Below are 18,088 nucleotides of genomic sequence, written 5' to 3' on the forward strand. Positions count from 1 at the left end.
TCTAAAATCTAAAATTTAAGAAATTATGTTACAACCAAAAAGAACCAAATTCCGTAGAGTTCATAAGATGAAGATGAAGGGGATTGCTCAGAGAGGTAATCAACTTGCTTACGGAACTTTCGGAATCAAAGCTACAGAAGGAGCTTGGATCACTGCAAGACAGATTGAAGCTGCGCGTATCGCTGCGACAAGATATATGAAGAGAGAAGGTCAACTATGGATCAAAATTTTCCCGGATAAGCCAATTACTAAAAAACCAGCTGAAGTAAGGATGGGTAAAGGTAAAGGTGCTGTGGAATATTGGGTAGCTGTAGTAAAACCAGGTAAAATTATGTTTGAAGTTGGTGGTGTACCTTACGAAATCGCTAAGGAAGCTTTAAGACTTGCTGCTCAGAAATTACCGGTAGTGACCAAATTTGTAGTTGCGAACGATTTTGTTAAACCTCTATAATCTTTGAATACAATGAAAAAAGCTGAAATTAAAAATCTAAGCGCAGAAGATATTCAAGCTAAATTGACTGAAGCTAAAGCTGAGTTCTCTAAAATGAAATTAGCTCACAAAATCAGTCCTCTTGAAAATCCAATTCAAATCAGAGATTTGAGAAAGACAATCGCAAGACTAAATACAGAGTTAACCACTAAACAACAATAAGATTTTCATACATTATGGAAAGAAACTTAAGAAAAGAAAGAATCGGAATAGTTTCCAGCAATAAAATGGAAAAGACCATTGTTGTAAGTGAGACTACTAGAGTGAAACACCCGATGTACGGTAAATTCGTATTAAAAACGAAAAAATATACTGCACACGACGAAAACAACGAATGCACAGAAGGAGATACAGTTCTTATCCAAGAAACTAGACCAATGAGCAAGAGTAAAAGATGGAGATTAGTAAGAATCATTGAAAAAGCTAAGTAATGTTACAAACAGAATCAAGATTAAAAGTTGCTGATAACACAGGTGCTAAAGAAGTATTGGTTATCAGAGTTCTGGGAGGAACCAGAAGAAGATATGCTTCAGTTGGTGATAAAATCGTAGTTACGATCAAAGATTCTACACCATCAGGAAATGCTAAAAAAGGTCAGGTATCTAAAGCTGTAGTAGTAAGAACTAAAAAAGCAGTTAGAAGAAAAGATGGATCATACATCAAATTCGAAGATAACGCTTGTGTATTACTAAACGCAGCAGGAGAAATGAGAGGAACACGTGTTTTCGGACCTGTGGCTCGTGAGTTGAGAGACAAAGAATATATGAAAATCATTTCATTAGCTCCTGAAGTACTTTAATTTTTAAAATTTTTAAAAGAAAATGTCAAAGTTAAAAATAAAAAGAGGAGATAACGTAATCATTACTACTGGTAAGAAAGATATCAAAGGTAAGACTGGTGAAGTTATTGAAGTGATCAAAAAAGAAGGTAGAGACCCTAGAGTAATTGTTGCAGGACTTAACATCATTAAGAAACACGTTAAGCCTTCAGCTTCAAATCCTCAAGGAGGAATCGTTGAAAGAGAAGCTTCTATTCATATCTCAAATGTAGCTTTAGTTGGTAAAGACGGTAAAGCTGTAAAAGTAGGTTACAAAACTGAAGGAGATAAGAAGGTAAGAATCAACAAAAAAACGGGTGAAACTTTATAATTTTAAATAACACATGGAATATATAGCAAGACCCAAGAAAGCATATAAAGAAACAATTGTTCCTGCAATGATGGAAGAATTTGGGTACAAATCTGTAATGCAGGTGCCTAAATTGGAAAAAATCATCTTATCTCAAGGATTAGGTGATGCTACTGCAGACAAAAAGATCATTGATTATGCTGTAGAAGAACTTACAAACATTACTGGTCAAAAGGCCGTAGGTACTATCTCTAAGAAAGACGAAGCTGCTTTCAAATTGAGAAAAGGAATGCCTGTAGGAGCTAAAGTTACTTTAAGAGCGAATAAAATGTATGAGTTCTTAGACAGACTTACTTCTTCTGCTTTACCACGTATTAGAGATTTTTCTGGTATCAAAGCTGATGGTTTCGATGGTAGAGGTAATTATAACTTAGGTATTACTGAGCAAATTATCTTCCCTGAGATCGTAATCGACAAAGTGAAAAAAATCCAAGGGATGGACATCACTTTCGTTACAACTGCGAAAACAGATAAAGAAGCGAAAGCATTATTAACTCACTTCGGTTTACCATTTAAAAAGAACTAAGAAATGGCTAAAGAATCAATGAAAGCGCGTGAGCGCAAAAGAGAAGCACTAGTTGCTAAATACGCTGACAAAAGAAAAGCTTTAAAAGAAGCTGGTGATTATGAAGCACTTCAGAAATTACCTAAAAATGCTTCTCCTGTAAGATTACACAACAGATGTAAACTAACAGGTAGACCAAGAGGATACATGAGAACGTTCGGAATTTCCAGAGTAACTTTCAGAGAAATGGCAAACAACGGTCTTATCCCAGGAGTTAAAAAGGCTAGTTGGTAATCATTAATCAATAATCGGGACAATTAAGTTGTCTGGATACTAAAGAAAAAAATATCAGACCTAAGATTTCTGAAGTCTGATATTTTACTCTTCAAGTCCTTTCAATACTGATTGTTCTTCAACCAATAATTTAAAATAGAAAAATGGTAACAGATCCAATTTCAGATTTCCTAACCAGAGTAAGGAACGCACAAAGCGCAGGCCACAAAGTGGTGGAAATTCCTGCATCGAAAATCAAAAAGGAGATTACGAAAATCTTATTTGATCAAGGGTATATCTTAAACTTCAAGTTTGAAGATAACGCTGTTCAAGGGACTATCAAAATCGCTTTAAAGTATGACAAGCAAACTAACAAACCAGCTATTAAATCTATCCAGAGAGCTTCAAGACCAGGTTTGAGACAGTACAAAGGTTCTGCTGAACTTCCAAGAGTATTGAACGGTTTGGGTGTAGCTATTATCTCTACTTCAAGAGGAGTAATGACAGATAAGAAAGCTAGAGAAGAGAAAGTAGGCGGTGAAGTAATCTGCTATGTTTATTAATTTTTAATCAAAGGAAAATGTCAAGAATTGGTAAAGCAATTATAACAATTCCTGCTGGAGTTACCATCACTGAAAATAACAGTGTAGTAACTGTAAAAGGTCCTAAAGGAGAACTTACTCAGGAACTTACAGAAGGAATTACTTTAGAACAAAAAGATGGAGAACTGAATGTAAACAGACCATCTGATTCTAAACAACACAGAGCGCTTCACGGTTTATACAGAGCGTTAATCAACAACATGATTGTTGGTGTATCTGCAGGTTTCGAAAAGAAACTAGAACTTGTAGGGGTAGGATATAGAGCATCTCACTCAGGTCAAAAACTTGAGTTGGCTTTAGGATTCTCTCACGGTATTACATTAGAGCTTCCTAGCGAAGTTAAAATTGATACATTGACTGAAAAAGGTAAAAACCCAATTATTACTTTAACGTCTTTCGACAAGCAACTTCTTGGAATGGTGGCTGCGAAGATCCGTTCATTCAGAAAACCTGAACCATACAAAGGAAAAGGTGTAAGATTCGTAGGTGAAAATGTTAGACGTAAAGCTGGTAAATCTGCTTAATAAATTATAAGAAAATGGCATTAAGTAAATTAGAAAAAAGAATAAGAATCAAAAGAAGAGTAAGAGGAAAAATCTCTGGATCTTCTGAATTGCCAAGATTATCGGTATATAAGAGTAATAAGGAAATTTACGCTCAGTTAATCGACGATAAAGATGGTAAAACTTTAGTAGCTGCTTCTTCAAGAGAGAAAGGAGTAGACGCTAATGGAACTAAAATTGAAGTTTCTGCTGCTGTTGGTAAAGCTATCGCTGCTAAAGCTATCGCTGCAGGAATTGAAAATATTGTGTTTGATAGAAACGGTTTCGTATACCATGGAAGAGTGAAAGCTCTAGCTGATGGTGCGAGAGAAGGTGGACTTAAATTCTAATCATTAAATTTCGGAAAATATGTTAGGACTAGATAATATAGAAAGAGTAAAACCGGGAGGATTAGAATTAAAAGATCGTCTCGTAGCTGTAAACAGAGTAACAAAAGTAACTAAAGGGGGTAGAGCTTTCGGCTTTTCTGCTATTGTAGTTGTTGGAAATGAAGATGGAATTATTGGTTACGGTTTAGGAAAATCTAAGGAAGTTGCTTCTGCAATTGCTAAAGCAGTTGAAGATGCTAAGAAAAACCTTGTGAAAGTTCCTGTAATGAACCACACTATTCCTCACCAAACTACTGCTAGATACGGTGGTGCAGATATCTTCTTAAGACCTGCTTCTCACGGTACAGGACTTATCGCCGGTGGTGCGGTAAGAGCGGTATTGGAATCTGCTGGTATTCACGATATCCTTTCAAAATCTAAAGGATCTTCTAACCCTCACAACGTGGTGAAAGCTACTTTCAAAGCATTGTTAGACATCAGAAGACCTGAGGAAATTGCAAGAATGAGAGGAGTTTCTTTAACTAAAGTGTTTAACGGTTAATATAAAAACAATGGCAACAATTAAAGTAAAGCAAGTAAGAAGCGCTATTGGAAGAACGAAAACCCAAAAGAGAACGCTTGAAGCATTAGGATTTAAGAAACTTCACCAAGTTGTAGAGCACGAAGCTACGCCTTCTATTTTAGGAATGATAGCTGCAGTTAGTCATTTACTTGAAGTTCAAAAATAATTTTAAAAAGAAATTAAAATGAATTTAAACAACATAAAACCTGCTGCAGGTTCTACTTTTAATTCAAAAAGAATTGGTAGAGGACAAGGTAGTGGAAAAGGAGGTACTTCTACAAAAGGACACAAAGGTCAGAAATCTAGAGCTGGTTATTCTCAGAAGATCGGTTTCGAAGGTGGACAGATGCCTTTACAGAGAAGATTACCAAAATTTGGTTTCAAAAATGTAAACAGAAAAGAATATAGAGCTATTAACCTGGACTCTATCCAAACTTTAATAGAAAATAAATCTATCACTGGAGATATTACTAAAGAAGTTTTGGTAGCAAACGGTTTAGCTACTAAAAACGAAATAGTGAAAATTATGGGTAGAGGAGAATTGAAATCTGCGGTTTCAATCTCTGCTGACAAATTCACTAAATCTGCTGAAGAGCTTATTGCTAAGGCAGGTGGAAAAGCAATTACATTATAATAGTAACTAATGAAAGAATTTATACAAACCCTCAAAAATATTTGGAGCCTAAAGGAATTAAGAGATAAAATTCTTTTTACGTTAGGTATTATCCTTGTGTATAGATTCGCATCTTATATCTCTCTACCTGCAATTAACCTTGCACAAGTAGGAGATCTCTTAGAGCATTATAAAAGTCAAGGCGGTAACAAGCAAGGAGCAGGTCTCCTTGGCTTGCTTTCGTCGTTTACAGGGGGGGCTTTCAGCCACGCTTCTGTTATGGCACTTGGTATAATGCCTTATATTTCAGCTTCTATTATTGTTCAGTTGATGGGGATGGCTATTCCTTATCTTCAGAAACTTCAGAAAGATGGAGAGTCAGGTAGAAATACATTGAATCAAATTACAAGATGGTTAACAATCGGTGTGTGTTTAGTACAAGCACCTTCTTATTTAACTTCTATTACTCAATTATTTTTACCATATGCTCAGTTCCAGTCTGCATACTATGTAGAGCCAAATTCTATCATGTTCTGGTTACCAAGTATTGTTATTTTGGTTGCCGGTTCAGTATTTGCAATGTGGCTAGGTGAGAAAATTACCGATAAAGGAATAGGAAATGGTATTTCTATACTTATTATGGTAGGTATCTTATCTAGACTTCCAGAAGCATTTGTTCAGGAAATGGCCGTGCAGAACGGAAAAGGAGGGATGGGATCTATTATGATCCTTATTGAGGTGATATTCTGGATGTTGGTTGTTCTTTTAGCAGTAGTGTTATCTGTTGCTGTGAGAAAGATTCCAATTCAATATGTAAGCAGAGCACAAGCAAGAGGAGGTGTAAATAAAAATCTTATGCAGGGAGCAAGACAGTGGATCCCATTGAAAGTTAACGCTGCCGGAGTTATGCCAATTATCTTTGCTCAGGCATTGATGTTTGTTCCAGGTTTATTAACTAAATTTGATGAATCCAATACTTTTCTTGCAGGTTTCAAGAATGTTTTTAGCTGGCAGTACAATGTATTGTTTGCATTACTGATTATAATCTTTTCATTTTTCTATACTGCAATTACAATTCCGGTGAACCAAATGGCCGATGATTTAAAGAGAAACGGAGGTTTGGTACCGAAAGTAAGACCAGGAAAAGAGACGGCTGATTATTTAGATGATATTTTATCTAAAATTACCTTGCCAGGTGCAATATTTTTATCTATCTTTGCAATCCTTCCGGCAATTGTACACGGAAGCTTAGTTCAGACAGATGCGTTCGCCCTATTTTTCGGGGGAACGTCACTATTGATTATGGTTGGAGTTATTTTAGATACTGTTCAACAGATTAATACATATCTGCTGAACCATCATTATGATGGCTTAATGCAGTCTAAATTATCAAGAACGACTGGATATTAATTTATGGCGAAACAAAAACATATTGAACAAGACGGCGTAATAACGGAAGCACTTTCGAACGCTCAGTTCCGTGTAGAGCTAGAAAATGGGCATATACTTATAGCTCATATTTCTGGTAAAATGAGAATGCATTATATTAAACTTTTACCTGGAGATAAGGTAAAACTAGAAATGTCTCCCTATGATTTGACAAAAGGGAGAATTACTTTTAGATATTAAACAAACGCCAAATGGAGTCTTCGGGTTTCCATTTGGCTATTGTTAAAAAATAAATACTATCAAATGAAAGTTAGAGCATCAATTAAGAAAAGAAGCGCTGATTGCAAAATTGTACGCAGAAAAGGTGTACTTTTTGTGATCAACAAGAAGAACCCAAAATTTAAACAAAGACAAGGCTAATATTAAATTATGGCGAGAATTGCAGGTATTGATTTACCAAAAAACAAAAGAGGCGTTATCGGTTTAACTTATATTTATGGGGTGGGAAGAAGTACTTCTTCTGAAATCCTTAAAGCTGCCGGTATCAGCGAAGACAAGAAAGTCAACGAATGGAATGACGATGAATTGGCTGCAATTAGAACTTATATCTCTGAAAACATTAAAGTAGAAGGAGAATTACGTTCTGAAGTGCAATTGAACATCAAGAGATTGATGGACATAGGATGCCAACGAGGAATACGTCACAGACTAGGACTACCTTTAAGAGGCCAGAGAACGAAAAACAACTCTAGAACCCGTAAAGGAAAGAGAAAAACTGTTGCTAACAAGAAAAAAGCTAGTAAATAATCGTTAGGAATTATGGCAAAACAAACTAAAGTAGTTAAGAAAAGAAAAGTAAAAGTTGAAGCTATTGGTGAAGCGCATATTCAGGCTTCTTTCAATAACATCATCATTTCTTTAACAAATAAAAGCGGAGAAGTTATCTCTTGGGCATCTGCCGGTAAAATGGGATTCAGAGGTTCTAAAAAGAATACTCCATTTGCTGCTCAAATGGCAGCAGAAAATTGCTCTAATGTTGCTCATGAAGCTGGATTAAGAAGAGTAAAGGTGTTTGTGAAAGGTCCTGGGGCAGGTAGAGAATCTGCAATCAGAACTATTCACAATTCAGGAATTGAAGTTAGCGAAATCATTGATGTGACTCCAATGCCGCACAATGGATGTAGACCACCAAAAAGAAGAAGAGTTTAATTTTTAGAATTTACCCATTATGGCAAGATATATTGGACCTAAAACTAAGATTGCTAGAAAGTTTGGTGCTGCAATCTACGGAGATGATAAAAACTTCGAGAAAAGAAAAAACCAACCGCCAGGACAACACGGTCCTAACAAAAGAAGAGGTGCTAAGAAATCAGAATATGCAGTTCAGTTAGCTGAAAAACAAAAAGCTAAATATACTTATGGTATTTTAGAAAGACAGTTTGCAAACTTATTCGATAAAGCACACAGAAGTAAAGGTGTAACAGGTGAAGTTCTATTACAACTTTGCGAATCTAGATTGGATAACGTAGTATACAGATTAGGTTTTGCTAAAACCAGAGCTGGTGCTAGACAATTGGTTTCTCACAGACACATCACTGTGAATGGAGAACTGGTAAATATTCCATCTTATTTGCTTAAAGCTGGTGATGTAATTGCAGTAAGAGAAAAGTCTAAGTCTCTTGAAGTAGTTACTGATGCATTAGCTTATAAAGCAAACTATGAGTGGTTACAATTCAACGATGAGAAGAAAGAAGGTACTTTCGTATCTGCGCCTGAAAGAATCCAGATTCCGGAGGAGATCAAGGAACAGCTTATCGTCGAACTTTACTCTAAATAATTTTTTAATCAAATTTTTGCTCAACCCAATAATATGGCAATTTTACAATTCATAAAACCCGATAAAGTAATTTTACTTAACTCTGATGAATTTAAAGGTCAATTTGAATTCAGACCTTTAGAACCAGGTTTCGGGCTTACAATAGGTAATGCTTTGAGAAGAGTGTTGCTTTCTTCTCTGGAAGGATATGCTATTTCATCTATCAAAATAGAAGGTGTAGAGCACGAATTTTCAACTATTCCAGGAGTAATCGAAGATGTTACCGAAATTATTCTTAACCTTAAGCAGGTAAGATTAAAATCTATAGCGGAAAACCAGTCCAACGAGCAGGTTGTTGCTAAGGTTTCTGGTCAAACGATTATTACTGCTGGAGATTTAGGTAAATCAATCAACGGATTTGAGATCTTGAATCCTGAGTTGGTGATTTGCAACCTGAACAGTGATGTAACTTTCGAAATTACTTTCAATATAGAAAAGGGTAGAGGGTATGTTCCTTCTGAACAAAATAAGTCAAACAATGCACCTGTAGGTACTATTGCTATTGACTCTATTTTCACTCCAATTAAGAAAGTGCAGTACAGTATTGAAAATTATCGTGTAGAGCAAAAAACAGACTACGAAAAACTTGTATTAGATATAGAAACTGATGGTTCCATCAGTCCTCAAAATGCTTTGACAGAAGCTTCTAAGATATTAATTTATCACTTCATGTTGTTCTCTGATGAGAGAATCACGCTTGAAACAGAAGCTGTAAAAGCATCTATCCAATATGACGAAGAAACTCTTCACACAAGACAACTTCTTAAATCTAAACTAGCAGATATGGATCTTTCAGTAAGAGCTCTGAACTGTTTGAAGGCTGCAGAAGTTGAAACGTTAGGAGAATTAGTTTCTTACAGTAAGTCTGATTTGATGAAATTCAGAAATTTTGGTAAAAAATCTTTGACAGAACTAGAAGAATTAGTGCATTCAAAAGGTCTTAACTTCGGTTTCGACGTTGCAAAATATAAGTTAGACGCTGATAAATAATTAATAATGAGACACGGTAAAAAATTCAATCACTTAGGAAGGACAGCTTCTCACAGAAGTGCGTTACTTTCTAATATGGCTTGTTCTCTAATTGAGCATAAAAGAATCAACACTACTGTAGCTAAAGCTAAAGCTTTAAGAGTATATGTTGAGCCCCTATTAACAAAAGCAAAAGAAGATACTACACATAATAGAAGAACTGTATTTTCATATCTTCAAAATAAAGAAGCTGTTACTGAATTGTTCAGAACTGTAGCACCTAAAATCGCTGAAAGAAATGGCGGTTATACAAGAATCATCAAGACTGGTTTCAGACAAGGTGATGCTGCTGATATGGCTCTTATCGAGTTAGTAGACTTCAATGAGCTTTACAATCCTAATGCTGAAGAGAAAAAAGCTACAAGAAGAAGCAGAAGATCTACAACTGCTAAAAAGGCAGAAACTGTAGTTGCTGATGCTCCTGTAGTAGAAGAAAAAGTTGAAGAGCCTAAGGCTGAAGCAGCTGATTCTACAGAGGAAAAGACTGAAGAATAATATTCATTCAGATATAAATAAAAACCGTTCAGGACTCTGAACGGTTTTTTTATTTTTATATTTTGGTTCTTACTAATTCGATCACATTGTTTCCTTGCTCAAGGTGCAGGCTATCTCCTTTTACCCTTGCAGTCATGTCATCTTTTTTATAGACTGTTTCCCCATCTTTAGTTTCTTCTTTAGGAAGGGTAAACGTCTTTTTGTTACTGGTTATTGCTACTGTACTCTCTTTTGGATCATTTTTGAAAACTACTTTTACCAAGGATCCATCGGTTGCCTTATATACAAAATCTGTTTTTTCAATTCTTTTACCGTTTACGTCTATAATGGATGAACTTGCCGAAGCTGAATCTATCTTTCCATTTTGATCAGATACTGCTGATACTGAACTATCAGTTTTAATGATGTTTTTATTGCCATCGGTTGATTTTTTACAGCCTACTACTGCTAAAAGAAATATAGTGTTGAGTAAAATGATCGTTTTTTTCATGATTGATAAAGTTTAATATGAAGTCTTTAATTTTATTCTTTATTTTTACAAAAATCATGCCTTGCCCTATGAAATCTCACTATAAATATTTTCTTCTGATCATTCTGATTATGTCCTTTAATTCAATGTTTTCTCAAATAAAAAGAGATCAATTTGAAATTAAAGACGGTCATTTTTTATTGAATGAAAAAGAGTTTATTATCCATTCGGGTGAACTTCATTATCCTAGAGTGCCATCAGAGTACTGGAAACACCGTCTTCAGATGATGAAAGCAATGGGGCTAAACACGGTTACTACCTATGTATTTTGGAATTATCATGAAGAAGGTCCTGGAAAGTGGAATTTCTCCGGAGAAAAGGATCTGAAAAAATTTATAAAAACAGCACAGGAAGTTGGATTGTACGTGATTATTCGTCCTGGACCTTACGTGTGTGCAGAATGGGAATTTGGAGGATATCCATGGTGGTTGCAAAAGGATAAAAATTTAGAAATAAGGACCTATAACCAGCCCTTTTTGAAAGAGTGCGAAAAATATATTAATCAGCTGGCAAAGCAGATCATTCCTTTGCAGATCAATAATGGCGGACCTGTTATAATGGTTCAGGCAGAAAATGAGTTTGGCTCCTATGTTGCCCAAAGAAAAGATATACCATTGGAGCAGCACCGAAGATACAGCCATGAAATTAAAAATATGTTGGTTAAATCGGGCATTTCTGTCCCATTCTTTACCTCGGACGGAAGCTCCCTTTTTGAGGGCGGAGCGATAGAAGGTGCATTACCGACGGCCAACGGGGAAGATAATATTGAGACCCTTAAAGAGAAAGTGAATGCATATAACGGAAATAAAGGACCGTATATGGTAGCTGAATATTATCCGGGATGGCTTGACCACTGGGCCGAACCTTTTGTGAAAGTTCCTGTAGAAGATGTAGTAAAGCAAACTGAGTTATACATCAAGAATGGGGTGTCATTTAATTATTATATGATTCATGGAGGAACCAATTTCGGATTTACGAGTGGTGCTAATTATGATAAGAACCACGACATTCAACCGGATATTACAAGCTATGATTATGACGCTCCGATAAGCGAAGCAGGATGGGAAACTCCAAAATATACAGCACTACGTACTATATTTCAAAAACTGAATCCAAAAAAGCTTCCTGAAGTGCCTGCCCGGAAAAAGGTTATTACATTCTCACATGCAAAATTTTCTAAAACTCTTTCTATTTTTGATTTAATAGAGGGACAGAAATTTGTATCAGCAGAAAGACCCTATACATTTGAAGAACTGAATCAAGGTAACGGCTACGTTCTTTACCGGATAAAATTTGATAAAGATCATAAAGGGAAACTTGAAATAAAAGGGTTGAGAGATTATGCAAATATTTATATTGATAAGATTTGGAAAGGTGAATTGAACAGATACTATAAAAAATATGATCTTGATATCTCAATCAAGGCCGGGGAGACTTTGGATATCCTTGTTGAAAATATGGGACGGATCAATTACGGAGCTGAAATTGTACATAACCTTAAGGGAATTATAAGTCCTGTTGAAATCAATGGAGATCCTGTTAAAGGTCTATGGAAAATGTATTCGCTTCCTTTTGATAAGATACCTGAACTAAAAAATAAGTCGAAAGATATTCCTGAAAGGAGCCCTGTAATAAAAGAAGCAAAATTTCAACTCAAAGAAAAAGGAGATACTTTTCTTGATATGAGAAATTTCGGAAAAGGAATTGTGTTTGTGAATGGAAAAAATGTAGGGAGATACTGGAGCAAGGTAGGTCCCCAGCTTACATTGTATGTTCCTGGTGTATGGTTGAAAAAAGGAGAAAATACTATTCAGGTTTTTGAGCAGATTAATGATAAAAACATATCAGAAATTAACAGTGTAAGTACACCAGTTCTAGATGAATTGATTAAATAATCAAAAAAATATTATTTTAAATTAAGTGATATGATATCAGTCGTTAACTGAAAGAAATTGATTAACTTTAAAAGAAGAAAAACTAAATAAACCAACTCAAATTTAAAGATTACACAAAAGTGTAATTGATTCTGCTTTGTTTTCTGTAGATTTTTGTCTCAAATAAGTAAAGGACATGAGTATTTCAATAGCCATAGTAGAAGATGAAAAAAACTACAACAATGCGTTGAAGAAGGTCATCAATTATCAGGCTGATATGAAAGTCATTGCCCAGTTCTTTGACGGCAACGATGCACTGCATAATTTACCTCTTATTTCTCCGGACGTTGTGATGATGGATATCCAGCTTCAGGATATGCTTGGAATTGAAATCATTGAAAAAGTACGGAAAGATATGCCCGATACCCAGTTTATCATGTGTACAAGCTTCGAAGATGATGAAAAGATCTTTAATTCTCTAAAAGCAGGTGCAATGGGATATCTCATCAAAGGAGAAAGCATGGACAAAATTCTCGCCTCTATTCGTGATGTATACAATGGAGGTGCACCGATGAGCTTTTCTATAGCACGAAGGGTGCTAAATCATTTTGAAAAAAAGACAACCGATGTAAAAGAATTTGATGAATTGACGCATCGGGAAAAAGAAATTCTTGGACTACTTTCACAAGGCTTGTTGTATAAAGAAATTGCAGACCAAAAATGCATAAGCATGGATACGGTAAAAAAGCATGTTGGAAATATCTATCGAAAATTGCATGTAAGCAATAAAGTAGAAGCTATCAATAAATTTAACCACTTTAAAAACTAAAAAACCATGAGAAACTTAGAGAATGAAAGCACAGATTGTGCTGAAAAAAAATTGGACTTAATAAGGGATATTTTACAATTAGATTGCGAGGTAATCAATGATTATTCTACACTGAGTCCACTTGTGAACTTGAAACTTTCAGCAGAACAAACCGGATGTATGAACGAGGGAGCAAATAGAATACTGAAGGAAACTCTTGAAGACTTTAAAATTGAAACCGGATCTTTCAAAAACCTTCCCATAAAATATAAATATATACACTTTATTTTTGTGGATAAAACCTCTTTGATGAGATTCCCCACTATTCAACCGGGAAGTCATAAGCATAATTTATACTATATAATTGTTGTGTGTGATCATGAAGACCTGAATGTTTTTGATTTCATCACTTACGATGCTTATTTAGTAGATAGTGCCGGAATGGCTAAAACAATAGAACTGCCAAAGGAAATTTATGCTGAAATGAGAAAAGAGTTTTTGGGAGGAGTTGGAAAGGCTATTAGAGAAAACTCTACTTACAATGCAATTACAGAATATATATCTTTTTCTAATGTTATGTTTGAAACCTTTAGAAATGATTTGTCCGGAAACTTTAAGGAGGTGAATGTGAGGTTAATTGCAATACATAAAAATTGTGATATTAACAGTCAAAATGTTGCAGTATCAAGAGTTTTAAATGATAATAAAAAACAAAGCAGATTATCATTAGCATTTCAAAAGGAAGATCAAGGATTCTATGATATAGGTAATATGCAACCGTAATGTACTCTGATTTCCAATTAGCATATTTGATTATTCTTTTTCTTGTTGCTTCTTTTTCGTTGATCCTATGTATAAGGAATGGAAAGAAGCAACAGGAATTTTTGTGTCTCTACCTCGGATTGACTTTTATTCTTGAATTTTTAATGTACATTGTCCAGATATATTTTAAGACCACCGCGAACTTTGGTTTCTTATACAATGCTTATATTCTATTTTGTACATTATTTTTCCTCATTTATTTTAATCGGGGACAGGATATCGTCCTGGTTAAAATCAATAATGTAATTTTCTTTCTTTTTCTCATTATCTATCTTGGTTTCATTTTAAAAAATTATAAAGAAGTCAATCAGACTATAGGTATAGCTTTTTCGTTAGTATACATACTCTACAGTCTGATTTGGTTCTATGGAAAATTAAAGCGTCCAAATACCAAGAGCATCATGCAGGATCCAAAGTTCTGGATTTCCTGTGGTTTATTATTTTGGGGAGTATTTTTTGTTTTAAGAATCATACCGCGGTACGTTTTTGATAAAATTGATGATAAAGTATTAATTGCGTCACAGTCATTTTTTTTCATTGTTAATATCATTTTTTATTTCCTTTTTTTAATTTCTTTATCCAAATACACAAAAAAACATAATGACTTCTCTTAATGAACTAAAATTAACCTATGCAATCATTACAGTTGTTATGCTGTTCTTTGTGGTATTTATCATCTTTGTAGTATTAATGTACAATAGGAAGCAGCTTTTGTTTGTAAAAGAAAAACAACTTAAAGAAGCAGAATACCAAAATCAATTGTTACAAAAAGAGCTCGAAAAACAAAAACTGATTGAGCAGGAGCGGGAACGGATCTCACATGATATGCACGATGATCTGGGAGCGGGAATTTCAGCTCTTAAACTTCAGGCAGAATTTTTAAAACAAAAAGCAGAGAATAGTGATCTAACAAATGATATTGACGAGCTGCTAAAAACATCTGAAGAAATGAATATTTCGATGAGGGAAATGCTTTGGAATTTGAATACAGGAAACGATACGATTGGAAGCTTTACAAGTTACTCAAAAATGTATACTGAAAGCTTCCTGAAAAAAACATCCATCAATTTTATTGTGACAGATCGGGGGATCATTCAGAATATGCCGGTTTCCGCTGAAATTAGAAGAAATATGTTTTTGTGCTTAAAAGAATCATTGAATAATGCCTATAAACATAGCAAGGCAAATAAAATATCAATTTCGTTTTCACAAAGGGATCGTGAATTTAGTATGGAGATTTCGGATGATGGAATAGGGATGATTGAAGGAAAAAATGAAGGGAATGGTCTTCGAAATATGAAACGCAGGATGAAGGAACTAAATGGAGAATTTGAAATTGTTTCCAAAGAAGATGGAACTGCTGTGATTTTTACAATAGAGATCTAACCATCATGCGAATTACATAATCACCCTTTTGTGTAATTGACTTTAATCTCTTTTAGTGAGAAATTTGATAGAGTAAAATTCACCATCATGAAAACTACAATTAACAACAGTTTTGAAGATTTCAAACAGACACTAAGCAACAACAATAAACTACAGCAGGAATTTAGGGATAATCCTATTCAGGCTGTCAATAGTATTGAAGTAAAAAATCCCAAAGAAACCGATACCTGGATATATAGAATTATCGTCCTGATGTTTGGGCTTGCGATTATTGGTATCATAACAGGATTGATTATATTATCCTTGCACAAGGAAATTACTTTAAACGAGCAGTTAATTACCATTTTTACTGCTATTTCATCAGGAGCGATTGGAGCCCTGGCAGGACTTTTAGCTCCTTCACCTAACAAATAACCTAAAAAACTATAATCATGACTAAAATTATCACAAACTACCTCTTAGATTGGAACATTAAATCCAGAAGCGGAAAGATCATCTTAAAGTTTAAAGATGCAGGATCTGAAGAAATCATGGAGGATTTAGATTACGAAACTTTCAGTGCATTAGCACATGTACTTGGAAAAGGCAAAGCCAAATATGACCCAACTGATAACTCAATTTATAATGTAATGTGATGAAAAATATATTTTTAACATTGGGAACAGTTCTTTTGTTCACTTCTTGCAGTAACCTGCATAAGGCAACATTGGAAGAACTGAAAAGTACAACCTCAAACTATCAGATGTCGTATGATGCCATGCGAAGAGGAGCCATAGTAAGCATTAGACCAGATGGAAAAATCAACAAAATATTATCGGAGGTGCAACCAGATGCTGCCATTGCCAGAACCACAGATATAACAAGTACGCTCATGGGTAAGCTGAAGTCGGGGGATAGTGTTTCTGCTGAACAAATGACTAAAATTACAGAAAGCCTTTCCAGACTTGGTGAAAGGACTGCTCCGGTTAATATGCTTAGAGATGCATTATACAGATTGGAAGAACACTGTATTAATTTTGAAGAGCAATGCAAAGGAGAGCTCTATTGGACTAGTTTTAATAATATTGTTAATAATATCACTGAACTTCAGGGCAAAATTTCAGAAACGGCAAAAGAGGAAGCTAATAAAGCAAAAGCCCAGGCTGAAGAAGAAAAAGCTAAAACTTTAAGAACATTAACGCCGGAAGAACGAAAAAAATATGATTTGACACCGTGAAATAACCAACAAAAATCAGTTGCTATGTCATGCATTTTTAAATTCTCCAAATTACCCTGAAAATTTTGGAGAATTTTATGTTTTTATTACCAAATATTAAAGTCCAGTTTTTTCATACCACTGTTTTTTTCATTAAATTTGTAACTCAAGTATATTAATTAATAATAAACAACTGGAAGCATTTTGCAGATAGTATAAACAGAAAAATTATGAGTTACATTTCTTACATTGAAGCGAGACAAATTTTGGATTCAAGAGGGAATCCTACAATAGAAGTTGATGTATTCACGGAGAATGGTGCAATGGGGCGTGCTGCGGTACCTTCAGGAGCTTCTACGGGAGAGCATGAAGCCGTTGAATTACGTGACGGAGGTTCAGAATATTTGGGGAAAGGTGTCCTTAAAGCCGTTGAGAATGTAAGAGAAGTTATTGCTCCAGAATTAGTAGGGCTTCCGGTTTATGACCAAAACCTTTTAGATCAGATCATGATCGACCTTGATGGGACTAAGAATAAAGGAAATCTTGGAGCAAATGCTATTCTTGGAGTTTCATTAGCAGCAGCAAAAGCAGCAGCAACAGAGTTAAGAATGCCATTATATAAATATGTAGGAGGAGTAAATGCAAATACACTTCCTGTACCTATGATGAACGTAATCAATGGAGGATCACACTCAGATGCGCCAATTGCTTTCCAGGAATTTATGATCATGCCTGTAAAAGCAGATTCATTTTCCCATGCATTGAGAAAGGGGACTGAAATTTTCCACAGCTTAAAATCTATTCTTCATTCAAGAGGTTTATCTACAGCGGTGGGTGACGAAGGAGGTTTTGCTCCAACGTTTACAGGAACGGAAGATGCTTTGGATACATTACTTCAGGCTATTGAGAAAGCAGGTTACAAACCTGGAGATGATATTATGCTGGCGCTGGACTGTGCTGCATCAGAATTCTATAAAGATGGAATTTACGATTACAGAAAATTCCAGACGGCTGACGCTGCTCAGTTCACAAGCAGTGAGCAGGTTTCTTATCTTGCTGAATTAGCAGCTAAATACCCTATTATCTCTATCGAGGATGGTATGCAGGAAAATGACTGGGAAGGTTGGAAAATGTTAACGGATAAAATCGGAGACAGAGTTCAGCTTGTAGGAGATGACTTATTCGTAACCAATGTTGAGAGACTTGCAAGAGGTGTTAAAGAAGGTATTGCCAATTCAATCCTTGTAAAAGTAAACCAGATAGGTTCTCTATCTGAAACGATGGCTGCTGTACAAATGGCTCAGCACAACAAATTTACTTCAGTAATGTCTCACAGATCAGGAGAAACAGAAGATTCTACTATTGCTGATTTAGCAGTAGCTATGAACTGCGGGCAGATCAAAACAGGATCAGCTTCAAGATCAGACAGAATGGCTAAATACAACCAGTTATTGAGAATAGAAGAAGCTCTTGGAGAAACAGCTATTTTCCCAGGATTGGAAGCATTTAAAATTAAAAGATAATTGAAAATATAAATAACGGCGAACGATAATTTGTTTGC

Annotated in this window: 30 protein-coding genes; 29 read left to right on the forward strand and 1 reads right to left on the reverse strand. The window is 35.1% G+C overall.

From position 1 onward, the window contains the following. Positions 1-25 precede the first annotated feature (25 nt). The 21 genes from rplP to rplQ all read left to right on the forward strand — a co-directional run bounded on the left by rplP (position 26) and on the right by rplQ (position 9,913). Complete coding sequence (rplP, locus tag ACNFU2_RS16185) at positions 26-451, forward strand: 50S ribosomal protein L16 (RefSeq protein ID WP_172284535.1); 426 nt, start codon at positions 26-28, stop codon at positions 449-451. A 12-nt stretch (positions 452-463) separates the two neighbouring features. Beyond that, complete coding sequence (gene rpmC / locus ACNFU2_RS16190; RefSeq protein WP_172284533.1) at positions 464-652, forward strand: 50S ribosomal protein L29; 189 nt, start codon at positions 464-466, stop codon at positions 650-652. Positions 653-663: 11 nt separating this feature from the next. After that, on the forward strand, positions 664-921 hold the full coding sequence (gene rpsQ / locus ACNFU2_RS16195; RefSeq protein WP_052186088.1) for a 30S ribosomal protein S17: 258 nt from the start codon (positions 664-666) through the stop codon (positions 919-921). Further along, a complete protein-coding gene (gene rplN, locus ACNFU2_RS16200; protein WP_007839504.1) occupies positions 921-1,289 on the forward strand; it encodes a 50S ribosomal protein L14 in 369 nt (122 codons plus the stop codon). Before rpsQ ends, rplN begins: the two co-directional genes overlap by 1 nt. Before the next feature lie 22 nt (positions 1,290-1,311). Beyond that, entirely contained in the window at positions 1,312-1,638 is a 327-nt protein-coding gene (gene rplX, locus ACNFU2_RS16205) for a 50S ribosomal protein L24 (protein ID WP_172284531.1), read from the forward strand. 13 nt (positions 1,639-1,651) lie between these two features. Next, positions 1,652-2,203 (forward strand): 50S ribosomal protein L5, encoded by a 552-nt coding sequence (rplE, locus tag ACNFU2_RS16210; RefSeq protein WP_039364081.1) that lies wholly within the window; start codon positions 1,652-1,654, stop codon positions 2,201-2,203. A 3-nt stretch (positions 2,204-2,206) separates the two neighbouring features. After that, positions 2,207-2,476 carry a 30S ribosomal protein S14 gene (rpsN, locus tag ACNFU2_RS16215; RefSeq protein ID WP_007839501.1) on the forward strand — a complete coding sequence of 90 codons (270 nt, stop codon included), beginning with the start codon at positions 2,207-2,209 and terminating at the stop codon, positions 2,474-2,476. Between the two features lie 143 nt (positions 2,477-2,619). Continuing rightward, positions 2,620-3,018: a 30S ribosomal protein S8 gene (rpsH, locus tag ACNFU2_RS16220; RefSeq protein ID WP_172284529.1), complete on the forward strand. Its 399-nt coding sequence runs from the start codon at positions 2,620-2,622 to the stop codon at positions 3,016-3,018. A gap of 17 nt (positions 3,019-3,035) precedes the next feature. Further along, on the forward strand, positions 3,036-3,581 hold the full coding sequence (gene rplF / locus ACNFU2_RS16225; RefSeq protein ID WP_172284527.1) for a 50S ribosomal protein L6: 546 nt from the start codon (positions 3,036-3,038) through the stop codon (positions 3,579-3,581). A gap of 14 nt (positions 3,582-3,595) precedes the next feature. Continuing rightward, positions 3,596-3,949: a 50S ribosomal protein L18 gene (gene rplR / locus ACNFU2_RS16230; protein WP_172284525.1), complete on the forward strand. Its 354-nt coding sequence runs from the start codon at positions 3,596-3,598 to the stop codon at positions 3,947-3,949. A 19-nt stretch (positions 3,950-3,968) separates the two neighbouring features. Continuing rightward, complete coding sequence (gene rpsE, locus ACNFU2_RS16235; RefSeq protein ID WP_172284523.1) at positions 3,969-4,490, forward strand: 30S ribosomal protein S5; 522 nt, start codon at positions 3,969-3,971, stop codon at positions 4,488-4,490. A 10-nt stretch (positions 4,491-4,500) separates the two neighbouring features. Then, entirely contained in the window at positions 4,501-4,677 is a 177-nt protein-coding gene (rpmD, locus tag ACNFU2_RS16240) for a 50S ribosomal protein L30 (RefSeq protein ID WP_007839493.1), read from the forward strand. Between the two features lie 18 nt (positions 4,678-4,695). Next, the gene (rplO, locus tag ACNFU2_RS16245) at positions 4,696-5,145 is read left to right on the forward strand and encodes a 50S ribosomal protein L15 (RefSeq protein WP_172284521.1); all 450 of its coding nucleotides are present in this window, start codon (positions 4,696-4,698) and stop codon (positions 5,143-5,145) included. Between the two features lie 9 nt (positions 5,146-5,154). Further along, positions 5,155-6,534 (forward strand): preprotein translocase subunit SecY, encoded by a 1,380-nt coding sequence (secY, locus tag ACNFU2_RS16250; RefSeq protein WP_172284519.1) that lies wholly within the window; start codon positions 5,155-5,157, stop codon positions 6,532-6,534. A gap of 3 nt (positions 6,535-6,537) precedes the next feature. After that, positions 6,538-6,753, forward strand: coding sequence for a translation initiation factor IF-1 (infA, locus tag ACNFU2_RS16255; protein ID WP_034684855.1), 216 nt, complete (start codon positions 6,538-6,540; stop codon positions 6,751-6,753). A gap of 63 nt (positions 6,754-6,816) precedes the next feature. Then, entirely contained in the window at positions 6,817-6,933 is a 117-nt protein-coding gene (gene rpmJ / locus ACNFU2_RS16260; RefSeq protein ID WP_007839480.1) for a 50S ribosomal protein L36, read from the forward strand. Positions 6,934-6,942: 9 nt separating this feature from the next. Continuing rightward, positions 6,943-7,320 (forward strand): 30S ribosomal protein S13, encoded by a 378-nt coding sequence (rpsM, locus tag ACNFU2_RS16265; RefSeq protein ID WP_040993540.1) that lies wholly within the window; start codon positions 6,943-6,945, stop codon positions 7,318-7,320. A gap of 12 nt (positions 7,321-7,332) precedes the next feature. Continuing rightward, on the forward strand, positions 7,333-7,722 hold the full coding sequence (gene rpsK / locus ACNFU2_RS16270) for a 30S ribosomal protein S11 (RefSeq protein WP_089028777.1): 390 nt from the start codon (positions 7,333-7,335) through the stop codon (positions 7,720-7,722). 19 nt (positions 7,723-7,741) lie between these two features. Then, positions 7,742-8,350 (forward strand): 30S ribosomal protein S4, encoded by a 609-nt coding sequence (rpsD, locus tag ACNFU2_RS16275; protein WP_172284517.1) that lies wholly within the window; start codon positions 7,742-7,744, stop codon positions 8,348-8,350. A gap of 33 nt (positions 8,351-8,383) precedes the next feature. Beyond that, positions 8,384-9,379 (forward strand): DNA-directed RNA polymerase subunit alpha, encoded by a 996-nt coding sequence (locus tag ACNFU2_RS16280; protein WP_172284507.1) that lies wholly within the window; start codon positions 8,384-8,386, stop codon positions 9,377-9,379. Positions 9,380-9,385: 6 nt separating this feature from the next. Then, positions 9,386-9,913: a 50S ribosomal protein L17 gene (rplQ, locus tag ACNFU2_RS16285; protein ID WP_172284505.1), complete on the forward strand. Its 528-nt coding sequence runs from the start codon at positions 9,386-9,388 to the stop codon at positions 9,911-9,913. Positions 9,914-9,968: 55 nt separating this feature from the next. On the opposite strand, the gene ACNFU2_RS16290 is transcribed toward rplQ, so the two are convergent. Beyond that, the gene (locus ACNFU2_RS16290) at positions 9,969-10,403 is read right to left on the reverse strand and encodes a hypothetical protein (RefSeq protein WP_273650547.1); all 435 of its coding nucleotides are present in this window, start codon (positions 10,401-10,403) and stop codon (positions 9,969-9,971) included. A 68-nt stretch (positions 10,404-10,471) separates the two neighbouring features. On the opposite strand from ACNFU2_RS16290, the gene ACNFU2_RS16295 reads away from it, so the two are divergent. From ACNFU2_RS16295 to eno, 8 genes are all read left to right on the forward strand, one after another. Beyond that, entirely contained in the window at positions 10,472-12,337 is a 1,866-nt protein-coding gene (locus ACNFU2_RS16295) for a glycoside hydrolase family 35 protein (protein ID WP_306613529.1), read from the forward strand. A 175-nt stretch (positions 12,338-12,512) separates the two neighbouring features. After that, positions 12,513-13,145 (forward strand): response regulator transcription factor, encoded by a 633-nt coding sequence (locus ACNFU2_RS16300; protein WP_273650549.1) that lies wholly within the window; start codon positions 12,513-12,515, stop codon positions 13,143-13,145. 6 nt (positions 13,146-13,151) lie between these two features. Continuing rightward, positions 13,152-13,907 carry a hypothetical protein gene (locus ACNFU2_RS16305; protein ID WP_273650550.1) on the forward strand — a complete coding sequence of 252 codons (756 nt, stop codon included), beginning with the start codon at positions 13,152-13,154 and terminating at the stop codon, positions 13,905-13,907. A 639-nt stretch (positions 13,908-14,546) separates the two neighbouring features. Then, on the forward strand, positions 14,547-15,332 hold the full coding sequence (locus tag ACNFU2_RS16310; protein ID WP_273650551.1) for a sensor histidine kinase: 786 nt from the start codon (positions 14,547-14,549) through the stop codon (positions 15,330-15,332). 87 nt (positions 15,333-15,419) lie between these two features. Continuing rightward, positions 15,420-15,746, forward strand: coding sequence for a hypothetical protein (locus ACNFU2_RS16315; protein ID WP_273650552.1), 327 nt, complete (start codon positions 15,420-15,422; stop codon positions 15,744-15,746). Positions 15,747-15,763: 17 nt separating this feature from the next. After that, positions 15,764-15,967 (forward strand): hypothetical protein, encoded by a 204-nt coding sequence (locus ACNFU2_RS16320; protein WP_172284491.1) that lies wholly within the window; start codon positions 15,764-15,766, stop codon positions 15,965-15,967. Next, positions 15,967-16,548 carry a hypothetical protein gene (locus ACNFU2_RS16325; protein ID WP_172284490.1) on the forward strand — a complete coding sequence of 194 codons (582 nt, stop codon included), beginning with the start codon at positions 15,967-15,969 and terminating at the stop codon, positions 16,546-16,548. The genes ACNFU2_RS16320 and ACNFU2_RS16325 overlap by 1 nt, the downstream gene beginning before the upstream one ends. A 209-nt stretch (positions 16,549-16,757) precedes the next feature. Further along, positions 16,758-18,050 (forward strand): phosphopyruvate hydratase, encoded by a 1,293-nt coding sequence (gene eno, locus ACNFU2_RS16330; RefSeq protein ID WP_172284488.1) that lies wholly within the window; start codon positions 16,758-16,760, stop codon positions 18,048-18,050. Positions 18,051-18,088: the final 38 nt, after the last annotated feature.

Origin of the sequence: Chryseobacterium sp. PTM-20240506, from assembly GCF_048296755.1 — a bacterium.
GTDB lineage: Bacteria > Bacteroidota > Bacteroidia > Flavobacteriales > Weeksellaceae > Chryseobacterium > Chryseobacterium proteolyticum.